The organism is Paraferrimonas haliotis (assembly GCF_002282895.1).
Classification (GTDB): Bacteria; Pseudomonadota; Gammaproteobacteria; order Enterobacterales; family Shewanellaceae; genus Paraferrimonas; species Paraferrimonas haliotis.
Map to the genome: position 1 here is coordinate 1 of NZ_NRRB01000008.1, position 10,312 is coordinate 10,312.

The following is a 10,312-nucleotide window of genomic DNA, read 5'->3' on the forward strand; positions in this document are numbered from 1 at the left end:
CGCGTTTCCCTTCGACCGTCAAGTGCTTTTTGAAAACTTTTTTCAAGGCGCTTATTGGGCCGACTGACTCGGGCTTAATCAGTGGCTGTTTGGCCCTGTGCCGTGTCAGTGGATGCGCATTATAGGGCGCTGATTATTTAGCGCAAGGGGTTTTTTAAAGTTTTTACTCAGATGTGTAAAAAAACTACATAATGCACACTTTAGCGGCAACTTAGCCGCCGCTAAAGAAGCGAGACTCTTGAGTAAAGCTAACCGAAGGGTCATCTTTAACAGATAAGGTTATTTCAATAGGCGTAATTGGACTCTTGAGGTCATAGGGATCCACCGCTATCGATATGGGTTGCGTTGCGACTTCTCCTGCACGAATGGTCAATACCTTCGGGCCGTTCCATTGGTAGTCTGTGAGTCCCGATACCGCCAGCTGATACTGATTATTCTGATCCGTTTTATTGAGTATCTTTAACGTGTAGGTGTTTTCAACTAAACCATCAGAGGTCTCTCTATATAATGCGTTTCGGTCGCGCATAACATCTAACCGAAGTGGATCAAGGTTGGCGATGTTGTAAATAAAGCCGGAGATGATTACAACTAACACCACACCGTAGCCCACTAACTTTGGTCGTCTGACTTTCTCGGTCACACCGTCCAATCTATTTTCGGTGGTATAGCTAATAAGGCCTTTACGATACCCCATGCGCTCCATGGTGTTGTCACAAGCGTCGATACAAGCGCCGCAATTGATACACTCGTATTGCAATCCATTACGAATGTCGATGCCGGTGGGACAAACTTGAACACAGAGATCGCAATCAATACAGTCGCCAAGGTTGAGGGCTTTAGGGTCTGCTTTGCGACTTCGAGGCCCTCGTGTTTCACCTCTTTTGCTATCATATCCAACAATAAAGGTGTTCTTGTCAAACATTACCGATTGAAAACGAGCGTATGGGCACATGTGAGTGCACATAATTTCTCGCATCCACCCTGCATTGCCGTATGTGGCGAGAGTCAAGAATATTCCCCAAAAATAAACGGTCGCGCTCGCATTACCCGTAAAGAAGTCTATGTACAGCGCTTTTGCCGGAACGAAATAGGAACAGAAGGTAAGGGCGGTTAGAAGGGAAATCGCTATCCAGCTTCCGTGCTTAGCCGCTTTTTTCATGAGCTTATTAGCAGACCAAGGCATTTTATCCAATTTAATGCGCTTGTTTCGTGCACCTTCAATTTTTTCTTCTAACCACATAAAAATAAAGGTCCAAACGGTTTGTGGGCAGGTATAACCACACCAAACTCGACCTAAATAAGTCGTAATGAAAAATAGAGAAAAAGCCGCAATCATAAATACAGCCGCAAGTAAGGTAAGATCTTGAGGCCAAATAGTAAGCGCAAAGATATGAAACTTTTGCTCACTCAAGTGGAACCAAACCGCTTGACGGTCGCCCCAAGTTATCCAAGGTAATAACAGAAAGAAGCTCAATGCAACCCAACCCATTTTACGACGCAACTGAGTCCAAACTCCGGTTACGGCTCGAACATAAATGCGGTTTCTTGGGTCAAAACGATCGGCTTTAGCTTGATCCGGTTGGCGAATGTCGATTCGTTCGGCGCGCTCAAAGTCCTTTCGGTTGGATTCGCTCATTACTACATGCCTTGGTGCTATCAAATTGTTGTGTAACTGGGCTACTATGGTAACAGAAAGCACCAACAAAGACCTAAAAAGGATTATATATGAAGGGGTGGATTGTATTGGCCATCGTCGCTGGCATTGTCTATTACCTAGATAGCGAGCACGACTACTTTGCCGACCAAAAGCACTACGTTGCCACTGAATGGAACGCCATTAAAAAGAAGTTCGACGAAACGACCGATATAAAAATCAAAAAGAACGTCAATAAATTTGAATTTAACGTTCCTAATCTTTCTGATCGGCTGACTCGCTCAGAGCTTGAGTTCTACCGAACAATTACCGAATCCAAAGAATCTTTCGACGCCTTTAAACAAACAAGCTGTGCCACAAACAGCCATCCGATATTGAGCAAAGACAATCTTCGCTATATTTGCGACTTGGTGCTGTAAATGACAGCAAAACCGTCAACGAAAAAAGTGTTGGGCTGGATTATCAGCTTTTTAGCCCCGTACAAGAAGAAGGTATTTTTTGCGGGTATCGCACTCTTTTTAGGCTCAGCCACTTGGTTGGCGTTAGGTCAAGGAATTCGCTTGTTCATCGACAGCGGCTTTCTTAGTGGTGAATCCGACACCTTAAGCCACTTAGTAGGTCTCATGTTGGCAATTGTAATGGTTGGTTGCATCGCGACCTTTTTTCGAGCTTATTTGGTGACCTGGCTGGGTGAGCGAGTGAGTGCTGATATTCGCTTAGCCGTATTTAATCGCTTGCTGAGTTTAAGTCCTCACTACTTTCAAGAACAGCGAACCGGCGAAATAATCTCTCGCTTTACTGCCGACGCTACACTTTTACAAACCGTTGTTGGCATGAGTTTGTCAATGGCTTTACGGTCAAGCGTCACCGCATTTGGCGGCATTATAATGATGCTGTTTACCAGCTTTAAGCTTGCCGCATTGGCATTAATAGCCGTGCCTTTAGTGTTGGCTCCCATTGCCATTTTTGGAAAGAAAGTTAAGACGCTTGCTAGGGACAGCCAAGATAAAGTGGCGGATGTCGGTGCTCATCTCGACGAAACCCTTCACGAGATTCATACGGTTCAATCTTACACCCACGAATATCAAGACCGCATGCTTTTTGGGCAGCGAATAGCTTCAGTAATGAACGCAGCAGAAAGTCGAATTTTTTATCGCTCACTGCTCATAACGGTAGTAATGGCGTTCAGCTTGGCGGCGGTAACCTTGGTTAGCTGGTATGGGGCCTTGCAAGTGGTGCAAAATAATATCTCAGCCGGTGAGCTCACTGCGTTTTTGTTTTATGCCGTTATGGTGGCCAGCGCCGTTGCTACGTTAAGCGCTGTTATTGGCGATATTCTGAGAGCTGTTGGCGCATCCGAGCGCATGATGGAGTTGCAATTTGCCAATGACAACTTAATCAAGAGCCAGCCTGCAAACGAATTGTCGGATAATCCCAACTCAACCATCGAAATCAGTAATCTCTGTTTCAGCTACCCTAATGATGCGCTCTCTCCAGTTTTACAAGATATAAATTTGACCATAAAACCGGGAGAACGAGTCGCCTTAGTTGGCCCCAGCGGGGCAGGAAAAAGCACCTTATTTCAGCTGTTACTTAGATTCTATTTACCCAATAGCGGTTATGTCTCAATTAATTCACAAGACATTAGCCAGTGTTCAAATGAATCGGTGCGCAAACAATTTGCCATTGTCCCGCAAGAGTCCGTTATTTTCGCCACCAGCGTTTTCGAAAACGTTCGCTACGGCAGAACTGACGCCACACTAGACGAGGTTAAGAAAGCCTGTATCGCCGCTCGCGCTGACGAATTTATTAGTAGCTTAAGCGACGGCTATGAAACTCAACTCGGCGAGCGAGGAACCCGTTTATCTGGAGGCCAAAAACAGCGCATAGCAATTGCTCGAGCGATATTAAGCAATCGTCCCATCTTGTTGCTGGATGAAGCCACCAGCGCACTGGATGCCGTCAGTGAAAGTAAAGTTCAGCAAGCTTTAGATAACCTGATGCAAGGCCGCACCAGTATTATTATTGCCCACAGACTTGCAACCGTCCGTAATGTTGACAGAATATTACTCATAGAAAATGGAACCATTAGCGCCAGTGGTAGCCACGATTATTTAGTTGCCAATAACGAAACTTACCGTAAATTGGCTGAACTACAACTATTAACCTAAGAAGGCCCAAGACAATGGCAGGATTGAGACCATCACAAGGCTTTACCTTAATAGAGTTAGTTGTTGCATTAATCGTAATCGCTATCATAGCGGTCATTGCGATACCACGATTTGTGGATCTAAGCAGCGACGCGCGCATTGAAGTCATAGAGCAAATCGCTGTTGCTGCCAAAGCCGCTAATGACCAGGTGTATGTAAAGTCCAAAATGGGCAGTTACAGCGCAAAACCGGTTAACGGACGGCCGGATCTGACCGATGTAGACCTAAACAACGACGGCCAATTCGACACCCGACTAAAATGTGGCTTCTTAGATAATACTGACGTTGCAAAGCAAATGAACTATTCTGACGATCAGATTAAATTCGAGTACGAAGGCGTTGATAAAACGTATTTTGGATTTGAGTCGGATAATGGTTCTATTAAGGCGAGCCAATGCTATTTTATGTATGTTCAATCCTGGGGAACGACCAACCCATCCTCATGCAATAACGATCAAACCGCCAGTCAACCAACGTATCAAGTGGTCACTAGCGGTTGTTAGTAGCGGTTAATCGGTATTTTCGTCCGTAAAGCCACGGGCTTTTAATAGCGCTTTTTTAAAATCGTAATCTTCAACAAAGTCTTTTTCGATGCCGGGAATCATCTCGTTGTTTTGCAATGGCTGCATTTTAAGATGGTAAATAAGAACATCATCGGTCAACTCGTTTAGCGACTTATCAAAGCCCGCTTCATTTGCGAGTTTCTGTAACATTTCAGCCAGGTTAAGCTGTTGATTCTTCTGCCAAACAGGCGTTAGTAACTCTAATAACTCGTCGATTCGATGGCATGACATGACCATTCTCCTCACAAAGAAAGACACGGGGCCCAGTATATCGCTGAGCCCCGAGATGTTGCTATAGCTTTTATCACTTGAGTTCGTTAGCGATATCGTTATTTTACAAACCGCAGACGGTTGGCATTGAGAACTACGGTTAACGACGAGAGCGCCATCGCTGTAGCTGCAACAACCGGGTTCAATAGCAAGCCCGTGACCGGATACAACACGCCTGCGGCAATGGGCACACCAGAGCCGTTATAGACGAACGCCCCAAACAGGTTTTGTTTGATGTTTAACAAGGTAGCGCGACTGATTCGAATTGCATCAAGCACTCCGCGAAGAGAGCTGTGCATGATAGTAATGTCGGCGCTTTCTATGGCGATGTCTGTTCCACTGCCTACCGCCATGCCAACATCAGCTAACGCCAGTGCCGGCGCATCATTTATACCATCACCCACCATAGCAACTCGCAGCCCTTGAGATTGCAAGGAGGCTATATGCTGAGCTTTTTGCTCCGGTAGTACGGAGGCGATTACCTCGTCAATTCCAACTTGTGACGCTATCGCATTCGCCGTCGTTTCGTTATCACCACTGAGCATAACGACTCGTAACCCTTCATTTTTCATGGCTGCAATGGCATCTTTTGAGTCCGCTTTAATCGGATCTGCAATGGCCAAAATGGCAACTAGCTCATAGTTTAAGGCCAAATAAACCGCGGTTTTTCCTTGTTGTTGATAGCCCTGCGCAATCGACACTGCTTCTCCTAATGAAACTCCAAGTGTGTCCATATATGCTCGATTGCCAACACTGACGTTCTTTTCCATAACCTTGCTACTGACACCCTGGCCAACACTTACCTCAAAATCGGTGCTGTCAGTGATGGCTAAGCCACGATTATTGGCGCTGCTTACGATAGCTTGTGCAAGAGGGTGCTCTGAGTGATGTTCGGTGCTGGCTGCAAGGCTTAGTAAGTCGTCCTCATTTACCCCAGGGCGATGCCAAATGTCAGTAACTAAAGGACTACCTTGAGTAATGGTCCCGGTTTTGTCTAACACCACGATGTTAATCGCTGCAGCACTCTGCAAAGCTTCGCCATTGCGAATTAGCACGCCGTTTTCGGCTGCCTTACCAACACCAACCATGACCGACATTGGGGTCGCAAGCCCTAAAGCACATGGGCAAGCAATGATGAGTACCGTCATGGCCGATGCAAACGCTAATGAAACGTTGGGCTGCTGCGGTAAAAACAGCCAAAGAGCCGCGGTCACAATAGCGATTAAGATAACAACTGGAACAAAATAAGCCGTTATTTTATCCGCCAAACGGCCAATGCTCGGTTTCGCATTTTGCGCCGATTTCACCAATTCAATGATTTGGGTAAGCTTAGCCTGTTCACCCAATGTAGTGGCTTCGTAAACAAAACTACCTGTGCCGTTAATGGTTGCGCCGACAACGCTATCAGCGATGCCTTTTTTTATGGGCATTGCTTCACCAGTCAACATGGATTCATCGACGCTTGTGGCCCCCTCTAAAATCAAACCATCCACTGGAATTTTTTCACCGGGTTTAACTTTTATGCGATCGCCGACTTTTACTTGCTCCACAGCCACCAGCTGTTCGTTGCCGTCAATGACGACTCGAGCCATTTTAGGTTGAAGCCCAATAAGCCGTTTAACGGAGTCTGCCGTTGTGCCTCGAGCCTTAATTTCGAACGCTAACCCCAGGTTCACTAAACCGATGACCATGGCAGCCGCTTCAAAGTAAAGATGGCGTGCTTGCTCTGGAAACCAATTAGGAAAGATGACCACAGCCATAGAGTATATCCATGCCGCCAACGTACCCAGTGCGATCAGGGTATCCATATTGGCACTGCGATTTTTTAGGCTACTTAATGCGCCTTTATAAAAGTGCTTACCGCTAAAAGCCATGACCAATAGGGTTAACAGACCAACAGCAAACCAGACTAACTGCTGAGACCGAGAAGCCACCGTCATGTCTCCCTTGATGATCCCATACAGCATTAGCGGAATCCCAACCGCAAGCGCCACGGCTACCTTAATAAGCTGCTGCCGATAATGGTTTGATTCGGACTGTTTCTGCTGTTGCATTTGCTCTTGCAAAGAATCGCTTTGAGACCGGTTAGCTTGATAACCTGCCGCTTGTACCGCTTCAATGAGCTGTTCGACCTTTGCCGTTCCCACAACCGCGACGGTTCGATTAGCAAAGTTCATTTGGGCACTGGAAACCCCTTTAACACCATTAAGAGCAGACTCAATTTTGGCGACACAGCTGGCGCAACTGGCACCTTCAATAATGAGTGTCTGCACAGGTTGTTGACTTGTTTGATGATGCGAATTCATAGTTTTCTCCTCAAATCTCTGGGTCGATATGACGAAGAGTTGCCTTTAGTCTGAAACTCGGTCTAACTCCAAGGTCAACCCTAAAATCACGAGATTTTGTGGGGAAAAGTACTTCCAATGTGAGGTAGGTCAGTCATAATACTTACTAAAAAATGAGGCAGTAAGATGCGAAAGGACTTTGATCTTAACTTGATGCAAGTGTTCTACGAGGTATATCGGCAGCGGTCGATTACTCGAGCTGCCGACAATTTAAATACCACTCAACCAGCAATCAGTACGGCATTGAAGCGACTTAAAACACAGCTTAATTGCGAGTTGTTTTTACGGGAAGGGCGCGGCATTGCAGCCACTCCCGCCGCGCATCAGCTTGCCAAGGAAGTCGGCCCCGCATTAGACACTTTGCACAGTGCCGTTGAAAATCTAAACGAATTCGATCCTCAACAACGCAGAGATTTCTTGGTGTACTGCAACGAGCCAATGCTTATGCTGCTACAGCCTTTAGTAGAGAAGTCTACTCAGCTCGGCAATTGCAAAATCAAATTCGAAATAACTCCACACCAACAAGACAAACTGCTGGATGCGCTTACCATGCAAAAGGCGGATCTGGCCATCGATTACGGTCAAGTTGATAGAGCGTCATTTGAAGTCCAGCCCTACTATCAAGACAGTGTTCACATCGCTATAGCGTCAAACCATCCGAGTATTGGAGAGAACTTTAGTTTAGAACAGTATTTTCAGCAGCATCATATTGGTATTAAAGCCAGAAGAAACCAGCAATACGCCATCAACTTATTTACTTCAACACCACTGCAACATCGTAAAGTGATGGTGGAGTGTGATTCGTTGGTAGCCGGTTTGGTGCTCGCAGCCTCAAGCGAGCTGGTTACCTTTATTCCTAAATCCCTTGTTGAAAACTATGCCAGCAAGTTGGGACTGACCGTGTTGCCATGCCCATTCGACACGAACCCGGTTGTTCATAAGTTAATTTGGCATAAACGAAATCAGCACTCTGAAGCCAATCGCTGGCTTAGAGACACGTTAATTGAGCTCATTCGTTGATTTTAGATACGGTGAAATGTTCTTCGTAATCTTTTAATAATTAATTTCGGCAAACTAACTCTGAGTAGAAAGTACACCCAATGAGAACAGTCATTATAGTTATATTGTTTGCAATAATATCGCTGCAAAGTGCTGCGGCAGACGATGACATCAAAACCCTTTTAGCAGAAATTGTAGCAACCCATATTCCTTCCCCTGAAAATGAAGCTCGGTTATTCAAGCTGTTTGACCATTCTGATCTTGGTGTGCGCAACAGTGCCAAGCAACGATTAGCGGCTCTGTATTGGAAAACGGGGCGTTACGATGACGCAGAAGAAATTCTCAAGGAGCTGTCCCAAGCGTATGAAAGCTTTCCTCCTCAATACAAAGTAGAAAGTTTACTGACATGGTCAACCTTGGAGTTTCGTCGTAATAATTACGTTGCGGCTGAAGAGTACACGCGAAAAGCATTAGTTGTAGCGCAATCGTCCCATCAGGAATTACTCGGTAACACCTATTATCTGCTAGGCAACGCCTTGCAATATCAACGAAAACGGCTCGAAGCCAAGCAGTCCTATGAGCTAGCACTAACGGCTTTCGAAAAAAATGGCAACAAAAAGGGCACATTACTGGTATTGAATAGCTTAGGATTGATGTTCAAAAACAGTGGCGATCTTGTACTTGGAACCAAGTATCTATTACAGGCTCGAGAAGCTGTAGAGGAGGTCGGCAGTGTAAGCTACCGAGGCGCAATCTACTACAACCTTGGCGATATTTTTCTGAAGTCCGAAGAACCTAATAAGGCCATAGAGTACTTCAACAAAGCATTGAAAATCGATCTTGAACTCAAAGATTTTGCCAGTCTCGCATCTGATTACCGCTCCATCGCTAGCGCTTATATCTCACTAGAAAACTACACGAAAGCCCTGGAAAATAATGATGCGGCGATTCAGCAACTGCTTAAGGTAGACGCGCCTGAAGAACTATCGCAAGCTTACCTTCAGCATTCCAAAATATACAGCTTGCTGAGCAATGAAAATTATCGGTTGGATTATTTACTGCTTGCAGAGCAAACCGCTAGAAAGTCGGGATCTGCCTACCAAATCATGTCGGTAAAGGTTGAGCGTGGCAAATACGAGCTAGAACGAGGCAACGACAACAACGCTTTGAAAAAGCTAACGGATGCGTTGCAAGTTGCTGCGGATTTATCTCTTGATCAAAATTTAATGGACATTCACCGATTACTCGCCAACGCTTACCAGTCACTAGGAAATTACCAGCAAGCATTGTTTCACTTGAATCAAAGCGTAATCCTCGATGATCAGTTAAACACAGAAGATAGACGTGAGAAATCGGAACGCTATAAACGTGATGTAAACCTTCTTGAAGAACAACTTAAAGTCAGTGAGTTGCAAAAAATAGAAGCACAGCAAGCTCAAATATTAGAGCTTCAACAGACTGAAAAACAGCGCTTATACGTGTTACTGATAGCTGGAGCCTTTGTCTTCGCGGCGTTAACCTTTTTATTAGTGCAGCGAAGAAAGTTAGAAAACTTACGAGCAAACCTATTGCAGCAATCTCTTAAGCAAAAGCAGGAATTATTTGCAGATGTCTCTCATGAACTTCGAACTCCGCTCTCTGCCTTAAAACTTCAAATACAAGCGTTACAGTTCGACATTGTCAGTGATGTACAAGACAGTTACGACAAGTTAGATCGCAAGGTTAATGAAATCAATAGTCTAATTTCAGATATTTACCAGCTTGCTCAGGCCGACACCAACAACCTAAATTTGACGTATCGAGAGGAGGATGTCGACTCCTTATTCGGCATTTGGCGTAATGACTGGCAGACCGTGGTAGAGAAAAATGGTTTCACGTGGATGTATCAAGTCAATTTAACCAGTGTTCGCAAAAAAATGGATGCTGAACGTATCAAACAAGTCATTGATAATTTGCTATCAAACTCGATTGCCTATACTGACAAACCGGGTACCATTTTGTTAACCGCTCGCCAGCATCAAGAGCAATTAATAGTAAGTATTGAAGACTCAGCCCCGACCGTTGATAACGACAAACTTCAAAAAATATTCTCTCGCTTGTATCGAGTGGAATCGTCTCGAAATCGTCAAACGGGTGGATCCGGATTGGGGCTCGCCATTTGCGAAAGTTTAATTAATGCCCACGGTGGAACAATTAACGCAGAAAAGAGCGCGTTAGGTGGACTAAAAATTGTATTCAGGTTTTAACTAAGAGCGTTGCAAAACAAAAGAT

The 10,312-nt window shown here is 45.1% G+C and carries 8 protein-coding genes; 5 read left to right on the plus strand and 3 right to left on the minus strand.

Annotated elements, in window-relative coordinates:
• Nucleotides 1-211 precede the first annotated feature (211 nt).
• Nucleotides 212-1,636 (minus strand): cytochrome c oxidase accessory protein CcoG, encoded by a 1,425-nt coding sequence (ccoG, locus tag CLC91_RS13725; RefSeq protein WP_095499757.1) that lies wholly within the window; start codon nucleotides 1,634-1,636, stop codon nucleotides 212-214.
• 89 nt (nucleotides 1,637-1,725) lie between these two features.
• On the opposite strand from ccoG, the gene CLC91_RS13730 reads away from it, so the two are divergent.
• Genes CLC91_RS13730 through CLC91_RS15190 form a run of 3 tightly spaced genes read left to right on the plus strand, consistent with a single transcriptional unit; the run spans nucleotide 1,726 to nucleotide 4,367 of the window.
• The gene (locus tag CLC91_RS13730) at nucleotides 1,726-2,073 is read left to right on the plus strand and encodes a hypothetical protein (RefSeq protein WP_095499758.1); all 348 of its coding nucleotides are present in this window, start codon (nucleotides 1,726-1,728) and stop codon (nucleotides 2,071-2,073) included.
• Nucleotides 2,074-3,825, plus strand: coding sequence for an ABC transporter transmembrane domain-containing protein (locus CLC91_RS13735; RefSeq protein ID WP_095499759.1), 1,752 nt, complete (start codon nucleotides 2,074-2,076; stop codon nucleotides 3,823-3,825). It abuts the gene before it with no gap.
• 14 nt (nucleotides 3,826-3,839) lie between these two features.
• Nucleotides 3,840-4,367, plus strand: a complete 528-nt coding sequence (locus CLC91_RS15190; protein ID WP_095499760.1) for a prepilin-type N-terminal cleavage/methylation domain-containing protein — start codon at nucleotides 3,840-3,842, stop codon at nucleotides 4,365-4,367.
• Nucleotides 4,368-4,373: 6 nt separating this feature from the next.
• On the opposite strand, the gene CLC91_RS13745 is transcribed toward CLC91_RS15190, so the two are convergent.
• Together CLC91_RS13745 and CLC91_RS13750 are read right to left on the minus strand one after the other, a co-directional pair.
• The gene (locus CLC91_RS13745; RefSeq protein ID WP_095499761.1) at nucleotides 4,374-4,658 is read right to left on the minus strand and encodes a YihD family protein; all 285 of its coding nucleotides are present in this window, start codon (nucleotides 4,656-4,658) and stop codon (nucleotides 4,374-4,376) included.
• Between the two features lie 98 nt (nucleotides 4,659-4,756).
• Complete coding sequence (locus CLC91_RS13750; RefSeq protein ID WP_095499762.1) at nucleotides 4,757-7,003, minus strand: heavy metal translocating P-type ATPase; 2,247 nt, start codon at nucleotides 7,001-7,003, stop codon at nucleotides 4,757-4,759.
• A 165-nt stretch (nucleotides 7,004-7,168) separates the two neighbouring features.
• On the opposite strand from CLC91_RS13750, the gene CLC91_RS13755 reads away from it, so the two are divergent.
• Both CLC91_RS13755 and CLC91_RS13760 read left to right on the plus strand, forming a co-directional pair.
• Entirely contained in the window at nucleotides 7,169-8,062 is an 894-nt protein-coding gene (locus tag CLC91_RS13755) for a LysR family transcriptional regulator (RefSeq protein ID WP_095499763.1), read from the plus strand.
• A gap of 80 nt (nucleotides 8,063-8,142) precedes the next feature.
• The gene (locus tag CLC91_RS13760; protein ID WP_095499764.1) at nucleotides 8,143-10,287 is read left to right on the plus strand and encodes a tetratricopeptide repeat protein; all 2,145 of its coding nucleotides are present in this window, start codon (nucleotides 8,143-8,145) and stop codon (nucleotides 10,285-10,287) included.
• Nucleotides 10,288-10,312 lie beyond the last annotated feature (25 nt).